The organism is Embleya scabrispora DSM 41855 (assembly GCF_000372745.1).
In the GTDB taxonomy this organism is placed as follows: Bacteria; Actinomycetota; Actinomycetes; order Streptomycetales; family Streptomycetaceae; genus Embleya; species Embleya scabrispora.
This window is the reverse complement of the sequence record NZ_KB889561.1, coordinates 167104-193071: the sequence shown is the minus strand read 5'-3', so window position 1 is coordinate 193071 and position 25968 is coordinate 167104. Positions and strand designations below refer to the sequence as shown.

Sequence of the window (25968 nt, the reverse complement as noted above, 5' to 3'; positions counted from 1 at the left end):
GGTCTCTTGGCCAATGGGGTATTGGCCACACATCCAATAGGGTGGTCGGTATGACGTCAAGCCCCCCGCCGACGCGGATTCGCAAGATGCCCGAGGAGCGTCGCGCCGAAATCGTGCACACCGCCGCGCGGATCGCCCTCGAAGAGGGACTGGAGCGCATCACGCTCCGGCGCGTCGCCGACGAACTCGGGGTGCGCCCCGGACTCATCGGCCACTACTTTCCGGCCGCCGACGACCTGGTGAGCGAGGCATTCGCCTACGCCGCGAGCAAGGAACGCGCGTCGCTGCTGCCGGACGAGGAGATCGGGCTCGCCCCGGTCGATCGACTGGCCCGCTTCCTCGCCCGCCTGACCGACGGCGAATACGTCGACCTCGGCCGGTTGTGGCTCAACGCGCGCCACGTCAGCAGGTTCAAACCCGGACTGCGTGCGGCGGTCCGAGCCCAGGAGGCGCTCACCCGCGACGCCCTCACCGTCCTCGTCGACAAGGGCGTACACGCCGGCGAATTCACGACGGAGGACCCGCTCGGCGTCGCCCTGCACATCCTCGTCAACGTGGATGGCCTCGGCGCGTACACCAACGACGACGTCCCGTTCGACCACCCGGCCCTGCACGACATGGCGATCGCAACGGCCGAACGCCTGCTGGGACTGCCGGGCGGCACGCTGCGCGCCCGCGGGTGACGTCACGCGGGCGGGTCGGCGGCGTCCGACCTCCCGGGTGACCCGGGATGGCGGCAGTAGCCTGAAGATATGACGAAAGGTGCATTTCGTTGCGGGTGGCCGGCCTCGAAAGTGCTCGTGCTCGGGACGGCCCTCGTGCTCGCGATCCTGATCGTCGTGTCGGCGCCTGCGCACGCGGCGTCCGGCGGCGGTATCGGGACGATCGGCGCCTCGCTCAAGGACGACCCGGTATACACCGTTCCGGCCGCCGCGAATGTGCTGCCCGCGAATACCGCCGACGCGTTGCGGGCGAGGATTCGATCGTCCGGCAAGCCGGTCTTCGTGGTCGCGGTACCGGCCGACTCGCCGCTCGCGACGGCCGGTTCGCGGGCGGCGGTGCTGTCGGGCCTGCGTGAGCAGGTGGGCCGACCCGGCGTGTACGCGATCGCCGTGGGCCGCACGTTCGACGCCGCGGCCGATGCGTCGGTCATGTCCCGGGCGCGGCTCGCCACGATCAAGAGTGACGTGCTCGCCGCGCACCAGGGCGACGGACCGGGGCTGCTCACCGCCTTCGTCGACCAAACCGTGGCCGACGCGCGGCAGGGATCGGCGTCCGCGCGCGACGGCTCGTCGTGGGCCGGCCTCGCGGTCGTCACGGTCGTGATCGCCGCCGGGGTCGGCGCGGTCCTGCTGGTGCGCAGGCGCGGCCGTACCCGCCGGGCGGCGCAGGCACGACAGGAGCTGGAGCAGGTGCGGCCCGTGGTCGACGAGGACATCACCGCATACGGCGAGACGCTCGAGCGGGCCGCCTTCGATCCGGGCGCGGCCGACTCCGACGACGGCATGCGCGCGGAGTGGACGAACGCCCTCGACGCCTACGAGCGGGCGAAGTCGGCCATGGCCGCGGCCCGCGAACCCGGGGACGTGCGCGCGGTCAGCGAGGCCCTGGACGACGGACGGTTCGCCCTCGCGTCCCTGGAGGCCCGACGCCGGGGCACACCGCTCCCGCAACGCCGACCGCCGTGCTTCTTCGACCCGCGCCACGGTCCGTCCGTGCGGGATATGCGGTGGGCGCCGGCAGGCGGCGCCGAGCGGGACGTGCCGGTCTGCGCGGCCGACGCGGCCCGCCTGGACGACGGTCTCGATCCGGCGATTCGCGAGGTGGACGCCCCCGGTGGTCGCCGCCCCTACTGGGAGGCCGGTCCCGCGTACGGGCCGTGGGCGGCCGGCTGGTACGGCGGCATGTTGCTGCCGGGCCTGTTGATCGGGACCACGCTCGGCGCGTCCATGGACACGGGCTACGCAGCGGACGCGGGCGCGTTCGGGGCGGGCGACGGCGGCTTCGGCGGCGGTGACGGTGGCGGCGGCTTCGGCGGTTGGGGTGGTGACGGCGGGGGCGGCTGGGGCGGCGGCGACGGCGGCGGCTCGTTCTGATCCCACCCCGCCGAGGTCGCGACGGACCGTGTCGCCCGTCGGCGACTGGCGGCGGGGAAAGCCGCCACTGTCCCGGCGAGCAGATCGAGGCCGGCGCCGCGGGGATCCCGCAGCGCCGTGCCGACCGTGAATCGACACCGACGATTTCGGTGGTTCCACCGAGGTCGTGCGCCGGGGACAGGGGGTCTTCGCTGCCGCGCCGCGCTATCGGTCGACCCGTTCCCAGCCGCGCTGTGGCCGGGTCCTGCCCGGTGGGCGGAGGTCGCGACGTGGTAGGTGTGTTCGCTGATGCCGACGGCGTTCGTCCACGACTGCGGGACCGGCGGGCCCACCACGTGACCGGCGACCACGAACCGGCCGGCACACCTCGGCCCAGCACTTCGCCGCGGCCCTGGCCGTGGCTGCCGCCCTCGGTGTCGAAGCGCGGCAGAAGTACTTCGACGCCGTGTGCGGCCGGGTCGCGATGCAGGGTCGGGCGGGGCCGCACGCCGGCCGGGTCGAGGTCGCGCAGGCGGTCGGCCGGGGCTTCCGCTTTTCCCCCTGACGATGGGTCAGGCAAGGCGCATAGGATCCATGCCCATGTCACTCTGGGGACGATTCACGTCGACGCGCTCGGCCGCAGTCGCGCCTGTGCTCGTGTGGGACGCCGCCTTGGACGACGTCGAGATCCGCGCGATCGGGCAAGGTCTCGTGCGCGACGGTGACTTCGCGCCCGCCGCCGCGTTGTTGGATCGGGTGGGTCGGGACTGGGCCCGCCGGGTGGTCGCGGTGAGCGCGTTGGGCGAGATCGCGGCGCTGCATCCGGAGTGGCTGTGGACTTGGCGCGCCGAGCGGCCCGAATCACCGGATCCGCTGGTGGTGATGGCCGCGGCCGCGGTGCGCGTGGCCTGGAACGCGCGCGGCGCGAAGCAGGCGAGCCTCACGAGCGGGCACCGATTCGCCGACTTCCACGAGTTGTTGGTCGAGGCCGACCGCGCGTGCCTGCTCGCGACCGAGACGGCCGCCGACGATCCCACCCCGTGGGTCTCGTGGTTGCGCGTGTGTCGCGGACTCGGCGTCTCGCGCGCCGTGTTCGACGCCCGGTGGGACGCGCTGTGCGAGCGCGACCCGTGGCATCGCGCCGGTCACGACGCGGCTTTGCAGTACCTGTGCGAGAAATGGTGCGGATCGCACGCCGACATGTACGCGTTCGCGCGCAAGGCCGCGGCCGACGCGCCGGACGGCTCGCCCCTGGTGATCCTCCTCGTCGAGGCGCACATCGAATGCGCGCTGCGGACGAACGGGGACGGGGACGCGGACGACACCGACTTCTGGCGGGACGCCGCCCGGCAGACGGACCTCGACACCGCCCTCGACCGCTACCCCGTCGACGCCTCGCCGCGCCACCCCAGCGCGCTGTCCGATCACAGCGCGCTGGGCTACGCGTTGGCCAAGTCCCAGCGCTGGTCCGAACTCGCGGTGCGCTTCGAGGCGACCGATCACCAGGGCTACCATCTGCCCTGGACCCATCCGGGCGGCCGGGCCTTCTTCGAGCAGGCGCACGCCGAGGCGACGCGCGGGCGTCCGCGTCGCTGAGTCAGCGGCCGGCGGCGAACAGCACGAGCGCCGAGTCGGGGTGCAGGTCCACGGTCGTCCGGGCGAACCGTTGTGCGGTGTCCGCCGGTTCGCCCGATCCGGTGTTGCGGGCGAAACGTGGGTGGGCTCCGCCGCTCAGCTGCAGGCGGATGCGATGGCCGGGAAGAAAGCGGTGGGCGGTTGCGCCCATGGCGACGGTGACCCGGGTCGGCGTGCTGCCGGCCGGGGGCAGCCGCAGGATGCCGTCGCACACGTTGGTGGAGCGGCCACGTTCGTCGACGTCGCACAGTCGGGCGAACACGTCGACATGGTCGGTGCCGGTGGCCGCGAGCACGTCCGCGAACACGGGGCCGCAGACCTCCAGCGGCTCGGTCAATGGTGCGGCGGTGAAGGCGAGCACGTCGTCGCGGGCCTCCAGCGCGGTGTTGTCGCGGGGGCCGGCCTTGGGGGAGAGGGTGGAGCCGCCGACCGAGGGCGTCGGATCCGCGGGGTCCCAGCACAGCGTCACGGGCGCCGAGGCCGCGGCGGGCGCGCGGCTCAGGGTGCCGTCGGCGCCGATGTACCAGCGCTGTCCGGCGGTTTCGGCCGGCGGCCAGTCGGGCAGGTCCCGCCAGTCGTCGGCTCCGCCGACGTGCACCCGAACGGGTGGCTCCGGCGGCACGGAGGGTTCGTCGCACAGATGGGTGCGCAGCCAGGCCAGGCTGTCCGCGAACACCCGGGGCCACCCCTGCTGGAGCATCGAGTTGTGCGTCCACGGCCCGACGAGCAGCGCCGTCTCGCAGCCGGATCGGCGCAGCCGCTCGTACTGGCGCAACGCCTGGTCGAGAAGCACGTCGTGCCATCCGCTCACCAACAGGGTCGGTACGGAAAGCGTGTCGGCGGCGCGCCCGACGTCCGCGCCGACCCAGTGCGGGTCGTCGGCGTCGGGATGGGCCAGGGCGTCCCGGAGGAACGGGACGCGCTCACCCAATGCGAGGGCACACGCGTCCGGCAGGGGCAGCGTACGGGCGACGCGGCGCTGGGTGCGCTGCAACCGGGCGATCGCCTTCATGAACCGCCACGCGCCCCGGTGTTGGTGCAGCAGTGCCGCGGTGGTCGCGAGCGAGTTCTCCAAGTGGAAGACGCCGCCGGAGTGGAAGAACGCGTGTGGGTCGTGCAGGCCGGAGTGGAGCACCATTGCGCGCAGTTCCGCGGGCGGATCCAGCGCCAGGGCCCATTGCGTGTAGCCGAGGTAGCTCGGGCCGATGGTGCCCAACACCCCAGTGAACCACGGCTGTTCGCGCAGCCAGGCGACCGTTGCCTGCCCGTCGGCGGCCTCGTTGTGCCACAGCGCGAAGGTGCCGCCGGATCCGCCGGTGCCTCGGCAGCTCTGCAGGACGACATGGAATCCCTGTTCGGCGAAGGCCAGTCCGTACATCGACGCCCACGGGAACCCGCGTCCGTACGGCGATCGCATGAGCAGCGTGGGGAAGTCGCCGGGGCCGACGGGTTGGTAGTGGTCGGCCACAAGCGCACTGCCGTCGGCGGCGGGGACGCGCAGGGCCGGTTCGTAGGCCACCGGGTATCGGGGGGCGGGCATGCCGCGCAGCGTGCGCCGCGTCAACCGGACGCGGCGCGGGGGCTTGCGTGCGGCCGCGGAGGGGGTGGTCGTGGTCGTCATGGTGTTCTCGCTTCCCGGCTCGCGTTACTTCCCGTACTTAGTACGAGAATAGCGCGTGCTTGGATGGGAACTTCAGTACCGGCATGTGAGAGGAGCCACTGTGGCCAGTCCGGGCCCGGCCGACCGCGTCGGCGGCGTGGACCCCGAGGCGTTGTGGCTCGACCGGCGACAACCGCGCCGCGGCCGCCCGCCCGCGCACAGCCGGGCCGAGATCACCGCCGCGGCCGTCATGATCGCGGACACCGACGGCCTGGCCGCCGTGACCATGCGCAGCGTTGCCGCGGCCATCGGCGTCGGCGTGATGTCCCTGTACTCCTACGTGCCCGACAAGGACACCCTGCTGGAGCTGATGATCGATCACGCGATCGGCGACCAGCCCGCGCCGCCCACCCCCACCGGCGTCTGGACCGAGGACCTGCGCACCCTGGCCCGCGGCCAACGCGACCTGATGCACCGTCACCCATGGCTGCCCGCAGCACTGCCGGAGCGGCAGACGCTCGGTCCGAACACCCTCGCCTTCACCGAACACGCCCTCGCCGTCCTGGAACCGGCGGGCCTCGGCGGACAGGACGCCCTCGAGGCATTCAGCCTGGTGACCGGATTCGTGGCCGGTCACGTCGCGTACGAGGTCGCCCGAAGCCGCGCCGCGGCCCGCGCCGGGCGCAGCGCACGCGAGTTGGCACAGGCCCAGGAGCGCTACCTGCACGCGGTCGCCGAGAGCCCGAACCACCCACGCCTGTCCCGGGTCCTGGCCGAACCCGCGCGTCCCGTCGACGCGGACGCGACGTTCGATCGACTCCTGGCACACCTCGTCGACGGCCTCGCCGCGGCGCGCGGGACGGCCCGCGGGTAACGGCGCTGTCGCGGCCGCGCCGCGTTTCGCCGCGGAGGCGGCGTCGGCCGGATGGCTCGGTCGGGTGGGGAACCGATGCCGCCCGGGCCGACGGGTGCCGCCTCGGCTGTCCGGGCTTCGTCAGTGAACCGCCGCGGGCCCGAGGTCGTTCGCCGGCAGGCCCTCGTCCCGTGGTGATGCCGGATCGCCCGGCGGGGTGGGATCGGGGTATCCCCCTTCGGGGACGGGGGCCGCGCGGGTGTCGGCGCGGGTGACGGCGATGCCGGCGATCACCACGAAGACGACGCCGGCCGCGGGCATCGGACCGGGGACCTGGTCGAGCACCACCAGGCCCATCAGCAGCGCGATGGCCGGTTCCAGGCTCATCAGCGTCCCGAAGGCGGAGGCGCTCAGCCGGCGCAGCGCGAGGAATTCCAGGCTGAACGGCAGCACGGCGCTGAGCACGGCCAGCCCCAGCATGATCAGCAACAGCTGCCAGGTCACGTCGCCCAGCCCGGCGGGGGCGGCGGCGAGCATGGCGACCAGGCCCGCCACGGGCATCGACACGGCCAGCCCGTTCAGACCGGTGACCCGGTCGCCGACGTGCTGGGTCAGCAGGATGTACGCCGCCCAGCAGGCCGCGGCGGCCAGCGCGAAGCACAGACCGACGGGGTCTGTTCCGGCATGCCACGGCTCGGTCAGCAGCACGACACCGACGCCGGCCAGGGCCGTCCAGCGCCTGCGTCCGCGGCTCGATCCGTACAGGGACACCGCCAGCGGGCCGAGGAATTCCAGCGCACTCGCGGTGCCCAGCGGCAGCCGCGCGACGGCGAGCATGAAGAAGAGCATCAGCCCCCCGCTGACCACGCCCAGCAGCGTGCACGCCCACAGATCCCGGCCGGTGAAGTCGCGGCGGCGCGGCCGGACGAGAACCAGCAGGAGCAGGCCCGCCCACGCGAGTCGCAGTCCGGCCGTGCCCAGCGCGCCGAGCCGGTCGATCAGCGGTACCGACAGCGCCAGCCCGAGTTGCACGGTGGACATCGCGGCGACGGCCATCAGGGCGCCCGTCGCGGCGTCCGGCAGGCGCGGGGGCGCGACCGTGAGGCGGGTGGGTGCGGGCGGCGTGCTCATGACTCAAGTAGAAGACCCGGTCATCGTTCGTGTCCACGTGCCGATTCGAAACGAATCGTTCGCAGATCGTGGACAATCGGCGTATGGAGACCAGACGTCTGCGGGTGCTGGTGGAATTGGCCCGATCGGGCTCCATGCACGCCGTCGCCGACGTGCTGGGCACCAGCACCTCGACCGTCTCGCAGCAGATCGCCGCGCTGGCCCGGGACATGGGAGCCGCCCTGATCGAGCCGCACGGGCGTCGGGTCCGGCTCACCCCGGCCGGGCGCCGACTGGCCGAACACGCCGTGACCATTCTCGCCGCCGTCGATCGGGCGCATCACGACCTCGCGCCCGGCGCGGAGCCCAACGGGACCCTGCGCATCGCCGGATTCGCCACCGCCATCCGCGGCCACCTGCTGCCCGTGGTCACCGATCTGGCGGTCGACCATCCGCGCGTCCGCGTGCTGATCCGCGAGCACGAACCCGCCGAGGCGCTGCAACTCCTGGCCGAGGACGGCACGGACCTGGCACTGACCTACGACTACAACCTGGCGCCGGCGGCCGAGGACCCGACCGTGCGGGCCATACCGCTGTGGACCGCGCGATGGGGCCTGGGCGTACCCGCGCACGCCGAGGACGGTGCCGACGCCGGGGACGACGCGGACACGACGGCGCACGTCTTCGCGCGGTTCGCCGGCCACGACTGGATCGTCAACTCCCGCAACACCGCGGACGAGACGGTGATCCGTACGCTCGCCTCGCTCGCCGGGTTCACCCCGCACGTCACACATCAGGCCGACAGCCTCGACCTGGTCCAGGGCATGATCACCGCCGGTCTGGGGGTGGGTCTGTTGCCCCACGGCATCGCCCTGTCCGCCGGCGTGCGGCTGCTCCCGCTCCCCCTCCCGCACGTGGATCTGCGCGCCTACGCGGTGGCCCGCCACGGCCGGCTGAACTGGCCCCCGCTCGCCCTGACGACCGATCTGCTGCTGCGCCGGACCGCGGCCGCCGGGGGCCCGAATCGGTACGGAGGGCCCGGCCGGTGGCCAACGCAAGGCGCCGGCGGGATGTGAGCGGGATTCGAGAAGCCTGCCGGACGTCGGCGGTCCTGCCGTTGGCGATACGGACGGAATCGATGTCCGTTCTTCGTTCAGGCGGACGATACGAGGTGTTCGAGCGCTGCCTACCGTGAGCGTCCTCTGCGGCACCTGCGCCGTTCTCCGAGGAGGTATCCAGCATGGGACGATCCGATGCGGTCGGGTCCGCTGTCCGGACGGTGAGTCGGGGCGTCCGTACGCCGGCCGGCGCCGTATCCGGGGTCGCGCGGCCCGTGCGCTCCGCCGCTCTCGCCGGCGGTGCGCGATGAGAGGCGCCGCGCGCGGGGCCGCGACGGCGGTCGCCCTGGGCCTGCTCGCCACCGGCTGCGGTGCCACCGGCAGTTCGAGCGCGGGCGGGAGCGACACGATCACCATCGGTATCTCCGATGACCCCGGCAACGTGTCCCCGCTCACCTCGCTGTCCAAGGTCACGTCCCTGATGACCCGGTTCTCGTACGACACCCTGATCAACATCGGGCCCGACGGAAAGATCGTCTCGGGGGTCGCCGAGAAGTGGACGTCCGACACCCTCTCGGCGACCTTCACCCTCAGGCGCGACGTGACCTGCGCCGACGGCAAGCCGCTCACCGCGTCCGCCGTCGCGGCCCAGTACAACTACATCGCCGACCCGAAGAACACCTCGCCGCTGTACGGCCTGGCGGTGGCACCGGGAACCGTCGCCACCGCCGACGACGCCGGCAACACCCTGACGCTGCGTACCCCCGAGGCGACTCCGTTCCTGCTGCGGGGCACCACACAGTTGCCGCTGGTGTGCCCATCGGGACTCGCGGCGCCCGACTCGCTCACCCACGCCACCGACGGCACCGGGCCCTACCGACTCACCGAGGTTGCCACGGGCGACCACTTCACCTACGTCAAACGACCCGACTACGTCTGGGGCCCGGACGGCGCCCGCTCCACCGAGCTGCCCGAGCGTCTGGTCTTCAAGGTCGTCGCCAACGAGTCCACCAAGGCCAACCTGCTTCTGGGCAAGCAGCTCGACATCGCCTCCGTCACCGGCGCGGATCGCATCCGGTTGACGGCGGCCGGACTGAAAACCCAGATCCAGCGCGATCCGCTCGGCATGCTCTTGATGAACGAGGCACCCGAGCACGTCACCACCGATCCGGCGGTGCGCTGGGCGCTGATCGCCGCGCTCGATCTCAAGCAGTTGGGGGCGGTGGCCAGCGGCGGCAAGGGAGCGGCGCCGATCAGGGTCGCCACCACGATGTTGCCGCCCTGTCAGGCCGACGCGGTCAGTGCGAACACCCCGCCACACGACGTCGCCCGGGCCGCGGACGCACTGCGGGGCGCAGGGTGGAAGAAGTCCGGCGGGTACTGGACCAAGGACGGCAAACAACTGTCCATCGTGCTGCCGCACCCCACCACGGGGGGTACCCAACTCCTCTCCGCGATCGAGTTGGCGATCGAACAGTGGAAGTCGTTCGGCGTGAAGGTCACCCGCAAGCCGCTCACGAACGGGACGACGGGCGAGGTGCTGGCCTCCGGTCAGTGGGACATCTCGTGGACACCGCTCACGCTCACCCAACCCGACCAGCTCATCCCCTTCTTCAGCGGCCCCGCGGGACCCGACGGGCTCAATTTCGGCTCCATCGACAACCCCGAGTACAAGCGTCTGGCGGGTCTGGCGATGGGCAAGCCGGATGTCGCCGGCTGTGACGAGTGGACCGCGGCCGAGGCGGAGTTGGTCAAACGGGTCGACGTGGTGACGTTCGTGGACTCGCTGTCTCCCTACTTCGCCACGCGCGGCACCACGTTCGTGATCGACGGCGCCGGCATCGACCCGATGTCCATGCGTCTGAACCGCAAGTAACGCATCCGACCGTCCGGCCGCACCCTGCGCCGGCGCCGGTGACCACACCGGTACGGCAGGGGACGAGCCCGGCCGGGTACCGGTGACGAGCCCCCGTTCCGAAGCTGTTCGACCCGGCTTCGGGACGGGGGCCGTCGGCCGTCGCGGCGGATTCCCGGGCACACGTCACACTTTCGGGTCGACGTTCGTCTACATCGCATGGACAACGAACCCGGGCCGGCACCCACGCGGCGCGTGATGTGGCTCGCCGATCAGTTCGAGGGGCTGCGCCCGCACCTGCGGTCCGTCGCGTACGGCATTCTCGGTTCGCGCACCGACGCCGAGGACGCGATCCAGGAGACCTGGTTGCGGGTGTCGCGCAACGAGTACGAGGACATCCGCGACCTGCGTGCCTGGCTGACCACGGTCGTCGGGCGGATCTGCCTCGACATGTTGCGCGCCCGACGGCTGCGCCGCGAGGACTATCCCGGCACGTGGTTGCCGGAACCGATCGTGCGCTCGGCCGACGCGAACGCGTACGACCCCGAACACAAGAGCATCGAGGCCGACGCCATCGGACTCGCGCTGCTGATCGTGTTGGAGACGCTCAATCCGGCCGAGCGGCTCGCCTTCGTGCTGCACGACGTGTTCGGCGTGCCGTTCGACGAGGTCGGCCCCATCGTCGACCGCAGCCCGGCGGCGGCACGGCAGCTGGCCAGCCGGGCGCGCCGGCGGGTGCGGTCGGCGCCGCAGCCGGAAGGCGACCTCAAGCGGCAGCGTCGGATCGTCGACGCGTTCCTGGCCGCGGCGCAGGAGGGTGACTTCGACGCGCTCATGGCCACCCTCGACCCGGACGTCTCCTTCCGCATCGACCTGGGCGCCAACCGGCACTCCGCCTCGTCCGCCCTGGTCGGCGCCGAGGAGGTCGCGCGACACATGCTCCAATCGGCCCCGTTCTTCCTGCCCTACTCCCGCCCGGTCGTGGTCAACGGCGGCCCGGGGCGCCTGGTGGGCGACCCCAAGCGGCCCAGTGGCATCGCGGGCTTCACCGTGGCGGGCGGCCGGATCGTGCGAATCGACGTGATCGCCAACCCCGAGAAGCTCCGGGGCGTCGCGCTGGACGTCGTCGACGACGCCGATCCCGTCGACTACCCCGACTTCACCCGCATCCCGCACGAGACGCCGGCCGGCGACGACGACCACCGACGCCCGGACGACACCGACGGCTGACCGCCGAATCCGGGCCGCCGACCACGATCGTCCCGGTGCGACACAGCCAACCCGACCACCTCGTGCGAACACCCTCGGGTCGCGCCCGCCGGCGCCGCCCCATGCCCACCTGCCCAGACGCCGATAGAGCGCACCTCTCCTGGAGCGACCCATGTCCACCGGCACCTTCACATCGCCCGAATCGACGGACCCGGCGAACCCCGTGGCATCGGCGCGGTCCAGCGCCGCCGATGCCACGTTCCTGACCACCACACGCGGCAAGCTCACCCTCGTCCTGCTGTGCGCGGTGGCCTTCCTCGACTTCGTCGACGCCTCCATCGTCAACATCGCGCTGCCCAGCATCCAACGCGACCTCGGTCTGACCAACCAGGGTCTGCAATGGGTGCCATCCGGCTACCTGCTGACCTACGGCGGCCTGATGCTCCTCGGCGGGCGCGCCGCCGACCTGATCGGGCGCCGCCGAGTACTGATCGCCGGCACCGTCGTGTTCGCCGCCGCCTCCCTGGCCGGCGGACTGGCCCAAAGCTCCGCGGTATTGATCGGCGCCCGGCTCGCCCAGGGCGTGGGCGCGTCGATGATGCTGCCCGCGGCCCTGTCGATCCTGACCACCTCGTTCGGCACCGGCCCCGACCGCAACAAGGCACTCGGCGCCTGGGCCGGCACCGGGGCATTCGCCTCCGCCGTCGGCGTGTTCCTGGGCGGCGTGCTCGCCGAGGGCCCCGGCTGGCGCTGGGTCATGTTCGTCAACCTGCCGGTCTGCGCGCTCGTCCTGCCCGCCATCCCCCGGCTCCTCCCCGACGACAGGCACCGGGCCTCGACGCGCGGCTTCGACTTCCTCGGCACCGCACTGGCCACCGGCGGGCTGGTCCTGCTGGTCTACGGCCTGGTGAAGGCACCCGACCAGGGTTGGGGATCCACCCGCACGATCGTCGAACTGGGCACCGCCGGCTGCCTGTTGTTCGCCTTCGTGGTCAACGAGGCGGTCGGGCGCAACCCGTTGATGCCGTTGAGCATCTTCCGGGTCAAGGGCCTGGCCGCGGCGAACGTGACACAACTGGTGGCCATGTCCGGCTTCATCGCGATGTTCTTCTTCCTCACCCTGTACATGCAGGAGGTCCTGGGCTACTCCGAGATCCGGGCCGGATCCGCGTTCCTGCCGGTCACCGTCGGCGTGGGCATCGCGGCCGGCCTGGCCCAGCCGCTGCTCACCCGGGTCGGTACCCGTCCGTTGATCGTGGTCGGCGCGCTCGTCGCATCCGCCGGGATCTGGCTTCTCTCGCGCATCCCGGTGGACGGCTCCTATCTCACCGACCTGCTGCCCGGCCTGGTCGTGATGTCGTTCGGGCTCGGCTTCGTCTTCGTCGGTGTCGCCACCGCCGCCAACGCGGGCGTTCCCGCCGATCAGGCGGGTCTGGCGGCGGCCCTGATGAACACGGCGCAACAACTCGGCGGTGCGTTCGGCCTCGCGATCCTGTCCGCCGTCGCGACCTCGGAGACCAGCCACCGGTTGGCCGCCGGCCGCTCGGCGGCCTACTCCTACACCGAGGGCTTCCAAAAGGCGCTTCTGGTCGGCGCGTTCCTCCTGGCCGGAGCGGCGGTGGTCGCCCTGTTCGTCGCCAACACTCGTGGTGAGGAGACCTGACCCGGCCACGGGGCGCCGGTGTGCACGACGTGACGCGGTCCGAAGGTGCGGCGGGGGACGTGCGGGTAGCCGCATCCCCCGCACGTGCCGCTGCCGCGCCGATGTCTGTTCCGGCACGGTTGCCGCTGCGGATATCGCCTGCCGCGCCTCGTCGTTCGGCCCCGATCCCCGGTGCATCGGATGCGGGCGGGGTGGGTCAGTCCCGGCCGGCGGTGCGCAGATGCTCGGCGGCGCGGCGGACGAGTCGGTCCAGGGCAGCGCCGTCGGGGTCGGCTTCGCCCAGGACGGAGACGGTGGCGACGTTGGGTCCCAGGCGCACGAGAATCGAGTCGACGGACTTGGGGCCGCCGCCCTGGTTCGCGACGATGCGCATGCCCACGGCCTCGTCCCCGAGGGTGGGCGCGGCGATCGCACGAAAGCGCGCGGTGCCGCCCTGCCACGGGAGGTCGAGGTCCGCGCAACCGGTCACCATGGCCCGCGACTTGGCCAACTGCACGGCCGCCCCGTCGCCTTCGTAGACCTGGACGGAGGCGACGATTCGCATCCCGGTGCGGTCCTGCTCGAAGATCCGGTTCGCGCCGAGGGCGACCCTGGTCGGGCCGGTCGGCGCGCCCTGGAGGGCACGATCGCACCCGGCGTCACCGCTGCTCCCCGAGAACGGCGCCGCAGCCGGCTTGGGCTCGGTGTCCGTCAGGGCGCCCGCACTCCATCCGGAGCCGACGTCGTCCACGGTCAGGACGGCGCGCCGGGCCCGATCCAGGGTCAGTGGGGCCGCCGTGCCGGTCCGTGCCGCGGGGTTTCCGGGGCCGGAGGGGGTCTGGGCCATGGTCGAGGCGACGCCGGGGCGTCCGTCGAGCGCGGATCTCACCGCCGCCACGGTGGTGGGGTCCTTGAGCTTGACGCGGAACGATTCCGGCAGTTGCTCGGCCGTCATCGCCTCGACGAGGGGTGTGTTGCCGTTCTGTGCGCGAAAGAGCTCCCATGCCTGGTGCCGGTCCTCGAAGTACACGTGTTCGACCTGTGGCATGGCCTGAAGGGCCGCGCGGACCTCATCGCGCTGGGTGTAGGTGACGGCGCCGGCGGAACAGCCGCCCGTCTTCGGGTCGGAGACGTGACACAGGAACACGGCCAGGTCCACCTTGCCCGCCCAGAAGTCGATACCCGGCGGCAGATTGTCCATGGACCACGTCGGGGCCTCCTCGGTCGCCTTCCCGGAACCGGACGACCCCGGGGATTCGGCCGCCCTGGTCTGTCTCGGGGGCAACTTGCCGCCGCCGTCGGTACACGCGGCGACTGTGGTGATCGACAGCAGTGCGGTCGCGCATCCGAGGGCGACTTTGCCGGCCCGAAACGTGGTGCGGTACGCCATGTCTGTTCCCCCCGACGTGAACTTCACTGTCGGCGAGCCTAGTTGGTGGCGCTCCCATCCGCTCTCGTGGTGTCGCCGACCAGCCGTTGCCGGAAACGCCGGCGAATCGTGCCGGCCGGCCGACCGACGGTCGTCGTCGGTCGCGGCTCCCGTCGGTGCCGTTCGACATCCATGCGTGTCCATATTTCGAGATCGGGATCTCATTATGCGACATGGAGGCGTACGGTGTCGTGCACCGGTTCGCGGTGCGACGCCGCGGGTTTCGGGATCACATGAAGACGCGAAGGGGACGTCATGTCGAAGGAAACCGCCGTCTACACACATGGGCACCACGAATCCGTGCTGCGCTCGCACACCTGGCGGACCGCCGCGAACTCGGCGGCCTATCTCCTCGACTCGCTCAAGCCGCACATGAGGATCCTGGACGTCGGCTGTGGTCCCGGCACCATCACCGCCGACCTGGCGTCGCTCGTTCCCGACGGCCACGTCACCGGCGTCGACCACGCACCGGACATCCTGGATCAGGCGCGCGCCACGGCCGCCGAAGCGGGCCTGGGGAACGTCGAGTTCGCGGTCGCGGACGTCCACGCACTGGACTACCCGGACGACACCTTCTGCGTCGTGCACGCGCATCAGGTACTGCAACACGTGGGCGACCCGGTGCGGGCCCTGCGCGAGATGGTCCGGGTCACCAAGCCGGGCGGGATCATCGCCGCCCGCGACGCGGACTACCCGACGATGGCCTGGTTCCCGGCGACCCCCGGCATGGACGACTGGCTCGACCTGTATCTGCGGGTGGCCCGCGCCAACGGCGGCGCGCCGGACGCCGGGCGGCGGCTGAAGTCCTGGGCCCTGCACGCGGGTTGTCCGGAGATCACCGCCTCGTCCAGCACCTGGTGCTATGCCGATGCGGAGGAACGCGCCTGGTGGAGCGGCCTGTGGGCGGACCGCACGCTCGCCTCGTCGTACGCCGAGCGCGCCATCGAGGGCGGCCACGCAACGATCGAGCAGTTGCGCGCGGTGTCGGAGGCGTGGCGGGAGTGGGGGCGGCAGGAGGACGCGTGGTTCTCCGTTCCGCACGGCGAGATCCTCTGCCGCAAACCGTCTTGACCCCGACCCGGTCGCCACCGCGCCGTGCCGCAAGGGGGTTCGGCGCCGGTCGGCAAAGGGCGGCGCCGACACGTGGTCAGGCGAGGAGGGTTTCGGGCCGCGAACGGCCCGCATGCCCGATCGTCACCGGGATTTCACTCGTGCGCACATTCCTTCGACGGTGGTTCGCTCCTAACGTACCGATTGGTAACGCTCGGGTCGCGTGCGGCGGTTCCGGCCGTCGTCGAGAAGGGAGTACGACATGGACCGGCGTACATTCCTGCGAGGTACCGCCGTCGGCACGGGCGGACTGGTGCTCGGCGGGTCACTGTGGGCGTCCGTCGCGCACGCGGGACCCGCGCAGCCCGGAAGCGGGCCCTACGGCGCGCTGTCGGCGCCGGACGCCAACGGCGTGCGCTTGCCCGCCGGGTTCACCTCGCGCGTGGTGGCGCGCAGCGGGCGGTTCGTTGCGGGCACCACGCACCTGTGGCACGGCGCCCCGGACGGCGGAGCGTGCTTCCGCGACGGAGCCGGATGGATCTACGTCTCCAACTCCGAACTCCCGCTGGTGGGCGGAGTGTCCGCGTTGCGCTTCGCCGCGGACGGGAGCATCGGCGGTGCCTATTCCATCCTCGGTGGCTCGAATCTGAACTGTGCGGGTGGGGCCACGCCCTGGGGTACGTGGCTCTCGTGCGAGGAGATCGCGTTCGGTCGGGTGTGGGAGACCGACCCGTACGGCCGCACCGGAGCCGTCAAGCGCGACGCCATGGGGCGCTTCAAGCACGAGGCCGCCGCGGCCGACCCGGACCGGCGGGTGATCTACCTGACCGAGGACGAGCCCGACGGATGCTTCTATCGATTCACGCCCGACACGTGGGGCGACCTCGCGCGCGGACGCCTCGACGTGCTGTGCGCCCCGGCCGCACCGGTGACCGGGCCGGTGACCTGGCGGACCGTGCCACGCCCCGGTGACTGGCTGACCGGGACGCGCAACCAGGTCGCGGAGGCGCGCCGCTTCAAGGGGGGCGAGGGCGCGCACCACCGGGACGGGCGAGTGTGGTTCACCACCAAGGGCGACAACCGGGTGTGGGTGTACGACGCGGCATCGAGCGTCCTGGACATCGCCTACGACGACGACCTGGTGCCCGCCGGGTCCGCGCCCCTGACCGGCGTGGACAACATCACCGGGCGGCCCAACGGCGACCTGTTCGTCGCCGAGGACGGTGGCGACATGCAGATCTGCCTGATCACGCCGGACGACACGGTCGCGCCGTTCCTCCAGGTGACCGGCCACGACGGCTCCGAGATCACCGGCCCGGCGTTCTCCCCGGACGGGCGGCGACTGTACTTCTCCTCCCAGCGCGGCACCTCCGACTCCCCGGCGGCCGGCGTGACCTTCGAGGTGACGGGCGCCTTCCGCGACGCGGCCTGACGCCACACCGCGCCGTGGCCCGGGTGGGACGGGCCCCGACGGTTCGGGTGCAGGCGCCGAGGTCGGCGGGGACAGCAGGCGGAGCCGGGGTGTTCGGTCACGCGTACGCGATTTCGAACGGCCCCGGCATCCGGCTTCTCCGACGGGTCCGGACACCCACGCCCGGGACGCGTTTCGGGCAGGTGGATCACACCCGGATCACACCCTGGCCCACCGCCGCAGCGCGGCGCTCGCCCGGGCGGCGTCCTCGGGCGCGAGGGTGGCGATCCTGGCACCGTGGCCTGTGTGCGGCGCCACCTGGACCTGAGCGTCACGGCTGCCCGGGCCCAGCCGGAACGGCTCGGCACGGACCGGGTCGTTCTCGCCGTAGACGAACAGGATTTCGCTGCCCCGCGACCGTACCCAGCGGTCGATGTCGCGCATCACCCCCGGCTCGAACCGCAGCGGTATCTCCCGAGGCACGTAGCTGCGCACCTCCTGGATGCCGGGGTAGCGCAACAGACCCTCCAGATGCGGGGTCGCGACCTGCATGTATCCGAGCTGGGTGCCGAGTTGGTAGAAGTACGGCATGAAGAACTCGACACTGCTGTCCGTGTAGACCGCGAATCGGGAGATCCCGTCGACCCACGCGTACAGCTCGTCGGCGGAGGTGGCCGGCGTGGGCACATCGGCGCACTTCGACTCGCCCGCGTACATCCAGAACATCATCGGCAGGCGGAGCACCGCGAGTTCGAACGCCTTGTCGATGCCGCCCAGGGTGTCGAAGGTCTGCCCGTTCGCCTGGGCCCATTGCCCGTAGCGGACCACCATCTCCTCCCGTCGCACGAGCGCTTCGCGCTGGACCGTTTGCAGAGCGGCCCGGCACTCGGGAGTGCCCACCCGAGTGAGGAAATCGTCGTATGCGGTGTCGTCGCGGTCGTCGGTGTTGTTGGGCGCGGAGTACACCACGCTGCCGTCGACGTCGTTCGGGTAGAAACGCCGGTGGTAGACGGTGGCCATGCCGCCCTTGCTCCCGCCGGTGGATATCCAGGAACCGCGGTAGATCGGTTTGAGGGCCTGGATCAGCCGGTGGTGATCGGCGGCTGCCTGACGGATGTTCAGGTGGGACAGGTCCGCGGGTTCGGGGCGGGACGTGCCGAAGTAGCGCTGCTCGGTGTAGATCTGGTTGCCGTCCAGCAGGGTGGTCGGCTCCGAGCGGAAGCTCGGACCGGCGCCGAGGTCGTAGCCGCTTGTGTACAGGACCATCGGCCGTCGGGTGGAGACGTGCCGAAGGCTGAGCCGCTGTTCGAAGGAACCCCGCTCGGGATGCTGGTGGTCATTGGGCTGACGGTAGGTCAGGTCGAAGTATCGGACGCCCGGCGTGACCGGCTTCTCGTCCAGCACCCGCATGCCCGGGATCGCCTCGATCCGCGCTCGGATGTCGGACTCGTCGGCCTCGGCCACCGCACCGGTTGCCGCAGCCTGTGCCCGGGCCGGGACCGCCGTGCCGGCACCGACGAGCCCGAGCACGACGGAGAACACGGAGAGCACCGCAAGTCTGCGTCCGCCGCGCCGCATCGCGCGCCCACACCGGACCGGCGGCGCCGTACCGATGTCGCCTCGGCCCTGATCGTTGATCGCGTTCGTCATGCCTCAAGAAAAGCCGGAGTCCCGATGCGCGCGGATCCCCGAACCGGGGGAAGCTTCTCCCCCGTTCGGGGGAGGCCGGACCACGACACACCGAACACCACACACCACCCGACCCCGGCCGGCATCGGATCGACGCCGGCACCCGGTCCGCGCCGACGGGCGTGAGCGGGGTTTCCCGGTCACGCCCGTCGGGTGCCGCTGCTCGGCCGGTGGGTCGGCTACTTCACGCCGGTCGGATCGGTCGTGGGCAGTCTGCCCGTGGCCAGGTAGGCGTTGACCTGCCAACGGCCGTATAGACAAAAGGAGTTGCGCGGCCGTGCGGCGGATCACAGGTCGACCGCGTCCGCGTACACCAGGCTTGCCACCGCCGGACCGAACTCGTCGAGGGCGAAGTCGGAGCGCGTGGCGGCCATTTCGCTGACCAGAAGGCGCAGAGGGAGGTCGGGTCGCGGGTCGGGGAGCGGGATGTCGGCGGAATAGGTGGGGAAGAGGCTGGTGTCGTCGTCGGCAAGGAGTTCGGTCTCGTCGAGGTCGAGCCAGCCGAGGACGGGATCGGGGACGTCGGGGTCGCGTACCTGGAAGCCGGCCGCCACGGTCGGCGGACTGTTGTCGTCGTGGTAGGCGGGCCCGGTGAGTTGCACGGTCAGCGGGTCGGTGCCGGAGACGGTGAGGGTGCGTGGGGGCAGCAGCCGCAGGGCCTCGGTGAGCACGATCTGCGACAGCTGAAAACCTTCCAGGGAGCGCTGTTGCAGGCGGGCGAGGGCGGGCCGCAGGAAGGGGAAGTAGGCGTCGCCGGTGTCGACCTCGATGTCGCAGTACCACCGGCCGGACGGACCGTCGAAGGTGGGCTCGAACCCGGCCGCGGTGACCGCGAATCCGTCGAAGACCTCGGGCAGCGCCACGTCCGTCATGGTCGATGCGCCGGGGAAGTTGCTCGCCGACGGCAGGAACACCGGGGCGGAACCGCGGATCGGGTCGCGTCCCATGAGGGTGATGAACGGGTGTGCCTGGAGCGGCTGCTCGTCCCCTTCGATGCCCAACACCACGGCGAGCAACTCGCCGTCTCCGGACGAGAACCAGGGCCGGGACAGATAGACCCGGAAGCCCCCGCCGCGGCGCCGCCTGAACAGGCCGTCCGGCAGGCTGCCGAAGGTCTCGATCCCAAGGGTGAGGAAGGTGCCCGACACGTGCGGCGCGGCGGGTTTGGCGCTGCTGAGCACGGTGTGCTCGACGGGATCGCCGTGCACGCTGAGCATTTCCCGATCGGTGTCCCGGGCGAACTCCGGTGGGAAGTAGTCGCCGAATCGGCTGGTCGCCACCGGGGTGAAGGTCACGTCACGGTGTTTGTTGTCACCGAACTCGCACTTGGCCGGGACCGGTGTCCCCGGCGGCTGGTCCGGCTCCACCGCGAAGGCGAGCTCCTCGGCCACGACGGTGTTGAACGTCAGGGAGTCGCCGTCGAGGGTGCTGGGCGAGTCCTCGCTCGCGACCGGGTCCGGCGGGACGGCGGCGGCGAGCGGCAGCCGGAACACCGGGGTGGTGACCTCCAGCACACTCGGGCCCGGCATGGCGAGGTCGTCCACGTTTTCGCGCCACGACGCGATCATGTCGATGCGTTCGGTGCTCGCCGCGCTCAACTCCATGGAGCCGACGAGATGTTCACCGGTTGCGCCGGGCAGCCGATCGGGTCCGTCGCTCAGTGTCAACAGCGGTGCGGTCAGGGGCCGTTGCACGGCGTGAACGAGCGTCACCGCGTGCCACGGCGTCAGCATCCAGTGCCGGTTGGCGCGGGCGGCGGCCATCACACTTTCGAATCGGTCCGGATCGAGCGCGTCCCGACACCACTTGAGCATGCCCATGGTCTTCTCGTTGACCTTGACGCGCGAGCACACCCGCACGGTCGCCAGCGTCGCCTTCGGCAGCAGCACGGTCAGCACCCGGGTCGACGGGTCGAAGACGGGCGCTCCATCGCCCTCCTCGACGCGCAGTCGGATCGATTGCGGCGCATGCCAGGCCGCCCCGTTCCACGGCACCTCGAACAACTGGCGTTCCGGCATGCCCGGGAGTTCGTGGAAGACCACGCCGTCGGCGAGCGGATCGGGCAGATACGGCAGGTCGATCGTCTCGCCCGTGTACAGCACGTAGTGGCCCTCCGCCGCATCGGGGGTCGCCGACGGATAGGTCACGGACACCACATCGGGCAGGGACGCGTCGTCGAGCGATCCGCTCTCCCGCGATGCGATGGCGTAGAACCGCCGGCGCGCGTCGGCGTCGCCCGAGCCGATGGCCTCGTCGAGCTTGCCGTGCCGCTCGACGCAGTCCAGCGACGCCTTCGGCGCGACCACGTGCCGCTCGTCGACCTCGTGGTACGGCGGGTGTGTGCCGTCGGTGACCGGCGGCGAGGCGTTGAACGTCTCGGCGTACTGCGCCGGGGACAGTTCGGCGGTGCTGCGGATCACCAGCCGGTGTGCCGAGGTCCCTTCGGTGAACTCGACGCGCGGCAACAACAGCGGCGGGGGGACCGCCTCGAACCTGCGGAAGACCGGACCGCCCGTCGCCGGCAGCACCAGGACGTCCTGGTCCAGGAGTCCGTCGGCCTCCTCCAGGGTCGGCCCGTTGCCCGCGAGGTCCACCGTGCGGATTCGGATCCGGTAGGACCTGCCGAACCGCAGGTGCGGCAGCGAGCCGGGTCGGGGCCGGGTATCGATCTCCAACGGCAGTGTCGTTGCCGCCGCGTTGGGGATGCGCTCGGGGCCGTCCCCGTTCGCCACGGCCTTGCCCGGGTGCGGTGCGGACAACGCCCACCCGTCCCAGGTGACCAGGTGTTCGTGCACGTGGACGCGTTGCGCGGCGCCCGGCGCGGCGGTGGGTGTGGCCAGGCTGAGCTGGAAGAATCCTTCGTCGGACGCGGTGTCCAGGTGGTCGCCCGGGCTGCCCGCGCGATCGTAGGCGACTTCACGCTCGTGCAGCGAGAACCATCTCTGCCGACTCTCGTCGAAGATGTCCAGTCGATGTCCGCGCACCAGATCCTCGGCGGTGAGGACCACGGTGGTGTCCTCGGCGAGCGCGTCCTGCCGGTCGGCGTTCCGCTGGAAGGTGTCGTGCAGGTGCCGGGTGCGGTCGCCGAGCACGAGCGAGAGCCCCTTGGTACGCACCGTCGGCGGCGCGGCCTCGGCCTCCTCGTCGGTGTCGGCCGCCACGGCGGCGGCCAGCAGTTTGAGGGTGATGCCGTCGATGTCCGCCTGCTCGATGGCGTATTCGCCGTCCGGCAGGGCCAGGAGTCCGCGCGCCGGCGGTCCGAACGCGTCGTTGCCGTCCGCGGCGGCACAGAAGCCCTGGCCCGGGGCCAGGGCGTAGCGCGTCGCGGCCGCGTGGTCGTGCGACGTGTCCGGCCCGAGCAGCGGATCCCAGTCGGGTACGAGGAAGACGGTCAGCTCGCCGCCGGAGCCCGGCAGCAGCCCTACCGGCGCGACGAAGTCCAGCACCAGTCCCAGGCGTCGCAGCAGCTTGGGGTGGTCGCCGAGCGAGGACAACAACTGGTGGAAGTCGACGTGCGGCACCTCCGGAGGCGGCGCGATGTGCGGGCCGCCGTCCGCAACCAGGCCGGGGACCTGCGGCTGGGGTTCATGGAAGGCGAGGAACGCCTCCTGCGGGCTCAGTTCCGGCCGCACCAGTTCGCCCGGTTGGTCGGCGACCTGCCGGTCGGCGGCGGCGAGTTGCATGACGATGTTTTCACGCATGCCCTGCATGGCATCCTGCATGTCGCCGGCGGCGGCGAACCCGGCGAGGGTGCTCATCTGTTGGCTCGGAGGCATACTGTCGGGCGACTCGGCCGCGCTGCTCGCGAACGACCGGCGGGTGGTGTCGGCGAGTTCGCGGGCCGGATAGGTCACCATGGTGCTCTGCCGGTGGTCGTCGAACTCGAACTCGTCCACCGGGGTGCCGGCGGGGAAGAACAGTTGCCACAGCGCGGAGTCGGCCGGCTGCCCGGTCCGCGTGAGCGGTACGAGCGGAGTCTCGCCGTCGGGGACACCGGACTCGTCCCCGAGGGTGAGCGCGAACGTCGCGCCGGCCATCCGCGCCGGCCAGTCCAGGAAGTCCGGGAACGCCGCGAGTGTGCCGGGTCCGTCGCTCGCCAGCCGAGGTGCCACGAATACCGACAGGCGCGCCTGCGTGCCGTCGGGGGACAGGCCGGCCGGCAGGGCGATCCACTGGATGTGCTGTGCGGTCGTCATGGGCCTGCCTTCCTGGCGAGGTCACCCGAGGGTGCGACTCGGATCGGGTGGACGCGATGGATCGGGGTGACCGCGGCGAGGGTTCACGAGGCGAAGGCCAGGCAGTACTCGTCCCAGTCGTCCGGATCCATGCAGTCCGCGAACGAGGGGTCGCCCGCGGAACCGGCGAAGCGGCGCTCCAGCGCGAGGCTCACGGATTTGCTGAAGAACGCGACCCGGACGCTGACGGTGATGCTGCCCTGGCCGACCACCTCGCAGATGCCGTTGTCCTTGTGGTAGGTCAGGGCCAGGTAGAACTCGACCGTGATGCTGACGATGCCCAGTACGGACAGGTAGCCGCCGCAGCGCAGGTAACCGGTGAGCGTGACCGAGTCGCCGGTCATCTGGAACGCGATCCCGGCCATCAGGTGCACGCCGCCGCTGGCCACGCCGAGGTCGAGCGAGGCGTTGCCGCCGAACTCCAGCGAGCCCTCGATCTGTTCGATGCCGCGGGTGCTCACTTCGAGGGCGAAGAAGCCGCCGCCGCCGAACAACGACACGCTGATGTTGAACGGGTTCTGCCGCTCGGAAACGGCGAACCGGAACCGCGCGGGCCGATCGTCGAAGGGGATGGTCAGGCGTGCGGACAGGGCGACGTTGCTCAGGTTGAACATGCCCAGCGACAGCGTCGGCAGGGTCAGTGAATAGCCGGCGGTGACGCCGGAAGTGCTCACGTCGACGAACGCCCCGCTGCCGAACCCGTCCGCGGGCAGGGCCTCGCGGAGCTGGTTGACGAACTCGAGGGCCTTTTCGAAGGTGATCGCGACGCCTGCGGCGGTGACGTCCGGTTTGCTGCCGGGGCGTGCGGTGAACGTCAGGCGTTCGAAGTCGACCCGCACGATGTCGGCGAACACGAAGGCGAAGCGTCTGAGTTCGCCGCGCACGCTGGACTTGCTCAGGGCGTCCGGCGAGCGCACGGTGGTCGCTTCGAGGACGAGCGCGGCGGCGCCCAGATCCAGCAGCGGCAGGTCGTTCTTGAGCCGGGGCTTCCATACATACCGGAGTTCGGAGCCGGCGCTGTCGACCAGGTCGGCGATCCGCATGAGCGGTACCGGCAGCAGTTCCTGGGAGACACCGTCGAGTCGGCGGCGGATCTCGTCCTCGCCGAGGTCCCTCAACTCCGCGACGGATGTCGCCGGGACGTTCGCGAGCAGGTCGGCCAGGTCGATGGGGCCCAGCAGTTTCGTGCCGCCGAAGATCTGCGCCAATGTCGCCGAGTCGACGCCCACCGCATCGCCCGCCGCGCCGAGGAATTGCGGCGCGAGCAATCCCGCGCGGGTGGTGACGGCCTGGACGGCCGTGCTGGGTTTCGCCAGTCCCCCCGCCTTCTCGGCGGAAAGGGCCATCGGCAACGCGTCGACCAGATGCAGGAACGCGCCGGTCGGCTGGCCGTCCAGACCCTGTTCGAGGTAGGCATCGTGCAACCGCACCGCGGTGTCGGTGGCCAGGCCGGTGAGTTGCTCGACCGCGGGCACGCGCGCCACCGCGTCGACCATGGCGGGAAGTACGCCCGCCGGGTGCCCGGAGGCCGACTCCAGGGCGAAGCGCGCCGAGGTCACGGGCATGCCGGTACTGCCGTCGGCGCTCGGATTCTCGGCCAGGGCGACCGTCTGTCCGCCCAGCCCCAGGTTTGTCCGGTCGGTGGTGGCCGGATCGTTGTAGACCCCCGCCATCCGGTCGAGCGCGTCGGCGGAGGCGAACACCAGCGGCATGTCCATGCTGATGTGCCGGCCCTCGGCATCGGTCGCGGTGGCGTGGAACGGCAACGGCACGCCGCCGACGGTCACCCAGAACGCACCCGCCCCGAGATCGATCACGGGAGTGACCGAGTCGGTGAGCCGTATCGACCGGAACGGCAGCTGCCGTCCCTGGTGCCGGTCGTAGCCCGCCTCCGCACCGTAGGTGACCTCGGCTCGGTCCACCACGATGTGCGCTTCCTTGCGCAGGTAGGCGACCGAGGAGCCGTCGCCGGGGTCGTCGTAGAAGCGCTTGGTGATCTCGATGAGGGACGCCGGGTGCCCGCTGCTGAGGAAGCCGTGCCGCACTGTGTGCACGAACTCGTCGCGCCCGAGCGACGCGATGTGCTCGTAGCCGGTCAGACTCAGCCCGAGGAAGTCAGGCGCGACGGGCCAGGATCCGTTGATGCGCACCGTCGCGCCCAGCGGCGTGAGCATGAACCGGTCGGCCAGCAGGGGGCGGCGCAGCGAAGTCCCGTCCACGTCGAGGAACTGGTCGAGGCTGGAGCGAACGATCAGCTCGCTGAGCATGATCCCGTCCAGTGGCATCCCGGTGCGGTGGGGGCGTCCGGACACCACGGAGAACGCCTTCAGGTGCACGGGCCCGCCGTTGTCGCCGGACAGTTCGACGTGCCACAGTTCGGCTCGCCCGTCGAGCACGGCCGGTTCGGCCAGTGGCTCCGACCACGCGAACGGCGAACCGTCGTGGTCATGGCCCAGCAGCAGGCGGGTGGGGAACTCGACGGCGGTGCGCGGGAGTCCGCCGATTACGGTCGGTTCGTTCGGGTCGTCCAGCGGCCGGCCGGCCGGGGCGATCGACGGGGTCAGTCGGTTCCAGTCCAGCAGAGCTTCGATGGTCAGGTCGATGCCGTCCTGCCCGTCCGGGAGCAGGAACACCAACGTGCTCGTCCCCGCCGCGAAGGCCGCCACGGTTTCCGGGAACTGCCCGCCGGACAGCACGCTCTCGTTGACGTGCTGGGAGGGCAGGTGGAGCAGCACCAGCGCCGGCACGGCGGGGTCCTCGCGGACCAGCCGCGCCCCCTCGCGCCGGAGGTTGATCACCTCGACATGCAGAAGAAGCATGTCCTCGATGCGGAGGACGCGGAACGGGTCGGCAGTCATGGGTGCCCGCCTTCCGGTCGACTGGCCGGGGTACGCACCTCGCCGACCGTCCGGCCACGGCGGGGCACGTGACCTGCCTCCAGCGTGACAAACACCGCCCCCGCACGCACCTTTTGGCCCGAACGTGCCACCGACGGCGCCGGGCGTGCCGCGCGGGGGCGACGCGCGCCGCGCAGCCCCCGCGCAAGTGCCGATTCGATCCGTCGGAGCCGATGGAACGCGCCGGTGCCGATCGCACCCGCGCATACCGATCGGAAGA

At 71.4% G+C, this 25968-nt stretch carries 17 protein-coding genes; 11 read left to right on the top strand and 6 right to left on the bottom strand.

The window, feature by feature from the left end:
* Positions 1–50 precede the first annotated feature (50 nt).
* The 4 genes from A3IC_RS0100800 (at position 51) to A3IC_RS61610 (ending at position 3671) form a co-directional block, all read left to right on the top strand.
* Positions 51–683 carry a TetR/AcrR family transcriptional regulator gene (locus A3IC_RS0100800; RefSeq protein WP_040875934.1) on the top strand — a complete coding sequence of 211 codons (633 nt, stop codon included), beginning with the start codon at positions 51–53 and terminating at the stop codon, positions 681–683.
* 69 nt (positions 684–752) lie between these two features.
* Positions 753–2096 (top strand): hypothetical protein, encoded by a 1344-nt coding sequence (locus A3IC_RS69615; protein WP_040875933.1) that lies wholly within the window; start codon positions 753–755, stop codon positions 2094–2096.
* Between the two features lie 397 nt (positions 2097–2493).
* Positions 2494–2640 carry a hypothetical protein gene (locus A3IC_RS68225; protein WP_020548153.1) on the top strand — a complete coding sequence of 49 codons (147 nt, stop codon included), beginning with the start codon at positions 2494–2496 and terminating at the stop codon, positions 2638–2640.
* Positions 2641–2675: 35 nt separating this feature from the next.
* On the top strand, positions 2676–3671 hold the full coding sequence (locus tag A3IC_RS61610; RefSeq protein WP_158695761.1) for a hypothetical protein: 996 nt from the start codon (positions 2676–2678) through the stop codon (positions 3669–3671).
* A 1-nt stretch (position 3672) separates the two neighbouring features.
* Here the strand turns inward: A3IC_RS61610 and A3IC_RS0100780 are convergent, their stop codons facing one another.
* Positions 3673–5331 carry a CocE/NonD family hydrolase gene (locus A3IC_RS0100780; RefSeq protein WP_020548151.1) on the bottom strand — a complete coding sequence of 553 codons (1659 nt, stop codon included), beginning with the start codon at positions 5329–5331 and terminating at the stop codon, positions 3673–3675.
* 100 nt (positions 5332–5431) lie between these two features.
* On the opposite strand from A3IC_RS0100780, the gene A3IC_RS0100775 reads away from it, so the two are divergent.
* A complete protein-coding gene (locus tag A3IC_RS0100775; RefSeq protein WP_020548150.1) occupies positions 5432–6184 on the top strand; it encodes a TetR/AcrR family transcriptional regulator in 753 nt (250 codons plus the stop codon).
* A gap of 120 nt (positions 6185–6304) precedes the next feature.
* Here A3IC_RS0100775 and A3IC_RS0100770 read toward each other — a convergent pair whose 3' ends face one another.
* Positions 6305–7294: an EamA family transporter gene (locus tag A3IC_RS0100770; RefSeq protein ID WP_020548149.1), complete on the bottom strand. Its 990-nt coding sequence runs from the start codon at positions 7292–7294 to the stop codon at positions 6305–6307.
* Between the two features lie 83 nt (positions 7295–7377).
* Between A3IC_RS0100770 and A3IC_RS0100765 the strand changes: the two genes are divergently transcribed.
* The 4 genes from A3IC_RS0100765 to A3IC_RS0100750 all read left to right on the top strand — a co-directional run bounded on the left by A3IC_RS0100765 (position 7378) and on the right by A3IC_RS0100750 (position 13058).
* Positions 7378–8349, top strand: coding sequence for a LysR family transcriptional regulator (locus tag A3IC_RS0100765; RefSeq protein ID WP_020548148.1), 972 nt, complete (start codon positions 7378–7380; stop codon positions 8347–8349).
* Between the two features lie 289 nt (positions 8350–8638).
* The gene (locus A3IC_RS0100760; protein ID WP_020548147.1) at positions 8639–10207 is read left to right on the top strand and encodes an ABC transporter substrate-binding protein; all 1569 of its coding nucleotides are present in this window, start codon (positions 8639–8641) and stop codon (positions 10205–10207) included.
* Positions 10208–10405: 198 nt separating this feature from the next.
* Positions 10406–11416 carry an RNA polymerase sigma factor SigJ gene (sigJ, locus tag A3IC_RS0100755; protein ID WP_020548146.1) on the top strand — a complete coding sequence of 337 codons (1011 nt, stop codon included), beginning with the start codon at positions 10406–10408 and terminating at the stop codon, positions 11414–11416.
* Between the two features lie 151 nt (positions 11417–11567).
* Complete coding sequence (locus A3IC_RS0100750; protein WP_020548145.1) at positions 11568–13058, top strand: MFS transporter; 1491 nt, start codon at positions 11568–11570, stop codon at positions 13056–13058.
* Between the two features lie 196 nt (positions 13059–13254).
* Here the strand turns inward: A3IC_RS0100750 and A3IC_RS61605 are convergent, their stop codons facing one another.
* Positions 13255–14427, bottom strand: a complete 1173-nt coding sequence (locus A3IC_RS61605) for a permease-like cell division protein FtsX (protein ID WP_020548144.1) — start codon at positions 14425–14427, stop codon at positions 13255–13257.
* Between the two features lie 294 nt (positions 14428–14721).
* Here A3IC_RS61605 and A3IC_RS0100735 point away from each other — a divergent pair, with 294 nt between their 5' ends.
* On the top strand, positions 14722–15537 hold the full coding sequence (locus tag A3IC_RS0100735; protein ID WP_020548142.1) for a class I SAM-dependent methyltransferase: 816 nt from the start codon (positions 14722–14724) through the stop codon (positions 15535–15537).
* 241 nt (positions 15538–15778) lie between these two features.
* Positions 15779–16948, top strand: coding sequence for an alkaline phosphatase PhoX (locus tag A3IC_RS0100730; RefSeq protein WP_020548141.1), 1170 nt, complete (start codon positions 15779–15781; stop codon positions 16946–16948).
* A 198-nt stretch (positions 16949–17146) separates the two neighbouring features.
* Here A3IC_RS0100730 and A3IC_RS0100725 read toward each other — a convergent pair whose 3' ends face one another.
* The 3 genes from A3IC_RS0100725 to A3IC_RS0100715 all read right to left on the bottom strand — a co-directional run bounded on the left by A3IC_RS0100725 (position 17147) and on the right by A3IC_RS0100715 (position 25709).
* A complete protein-coding gene (locus tag A3IC_RS0100725) occupies positions 17147–18577 on the bottom strand; it encodes a S28 family serine protease (RefSeq protein WP_020548140.1) in 1431 nt (476 codons plus the stop codon).
* A 326-nt stretch (positions 18578–18903) separates the two neighbouring features.
* Positions 18904–22812 carry a hypothetical protein gene (locus A3IC_RS0100720; RefSeq protein WP_020548139.1) on the bottom strand — a complete coding sequence of 1303 codons (3909 nt, stop codon included), beginning with the start codon at positions 22810–22812 and terminating at the stop codon, positions 18904–18906.
* Positions 22813–22895: 83 nt separating this feature from the next.
* The gene (locus tag A3IC_RS0100715; protein ID WP_020548138.1) at positions 22896–25709 is read right to left on the bottom strand and encodes a hypothetical protein; all 2814 of its coding nucleotides are present in this window, start codon (positions 25707–25709) and stop codon (positions 22896–22898) included.
* Positions 25710–25968 lie beyond the last annotated feature (259 nt).

What these genes read in the sequence shown, in the direction of transcription:
- A3IC_RS0100730 (WP_020548141.1), top strand. Translation starts at nt 15,779, where the DNA reads ATGGACCGGCGTACATTCCTGCGAGGTACCGCCGTCGGCACGGGCGGA.
- A3IC_RS61610 (WP_158695761.1), top strand. Translation starts at nt 2,676, where the DNA reads ATGTCACTCTGGGGACGATTCACGTCGACGCGCTCGGCCGCAGTCGCG.
- A3IC_RS0100750 (WP_020548145.1), top strand. Translation starts at nt 11,568, where the DNA reads ATGTCCACCGGCACCTTCACATCGCCCGAATCGACGGACCCGGCGAAC.
- A3IC_RS0100780 (WP_020548151.1), bottom strand. Translation starts at nt 5,331, where the DNA reads ATGACGACCACGACCACCCCCTCCGCGGCCGCACGCAAGCCCCCGCGC.
- A3IC_RS0100770 (WP_020548149.1), bottom strand. Translation starts at nt 7,294, where the DNA reads ATGAGCACGCCGCCCGCACCCACCCGCCTCACGGTCGCGCCCCCGCGC.
- A3IC_RS0100765 (WP_020548148.1), top strand. Translation starts at nt 7,378, where the DNA reads ATGGAGACCAGACGTCTGCGGGTGCTGGTGGAATTGGCCCGATCGGGC.
- A3IC_RS0100800 (WP_040875934.1), top strand. Translation starts at nt 51, where the DNA reads ATGACGTCAAGCCCCCCGCCGACGCGGATTCGCAAGATGCCCGAGGAG.
- A3IC_RS0100735 (WP_020548142.1), top strand. Translation starts at nt 14,722, where the DNA reads ATGTCGAAGGAAACCGCCGTCTACACACATGGGCACCACGAATCCGTG.
- A3IC_RS0100725 (WP_020548140.1), bottom strand. Translation starts at nt 18,577, where the DNA reads ATGACGAACGCGATCAACGATCAGGGCCGAGGCGACATCGGTACGGCG.
- A3IC_RS0100760 (WP_020548147.1), top strand. Translation starts at nt 8,639, where the DNA reads ATGAGAGGCGCCGCGCGCGGGGCCGCGACGGCGGTCGCCCTGGGCCTG.
- A3IC_RS61605 (WP_020548144.1), bottom strand. Translation starts at nt 14,427, where the DNA reads ATGGCGTACCGCACCACGTTTCGGGCCGGCAAAGTCGCCCTCGGATGC.
- A3IC_RS0100720 (WP_020548139.1), bottom strand. Translation starts at nt 22,812, where the DNA reads ATGACGACCGCACAGCACATCCAGTGGATCGCCCTGCCGGCCGGCCTG.
- A3IC_RS0100715 (WP_020548138.1), bottom strand. Translation starts at nt 25,709, where the DNA reads ATGACTGCCGACCCGTTCCGCGTCCTCCGCATCGAGGACATGCTTCTT.
- sigJ (WP_020548146.1), top strand. Translation starts at nt 10,406, where the DNA reads ATGGACAACGAACCCGGGCCGGCACCCACGCGGCGCGTGATGTGGCTC.
- A3IC_RS69615 (WP_040875933.1), top strand. Translation starts at nt 753, where the DNA reads ATGACGAAAGGTGCATTTCGTTGCGGGTGGCCGGCCTCGAAAGTGCTC.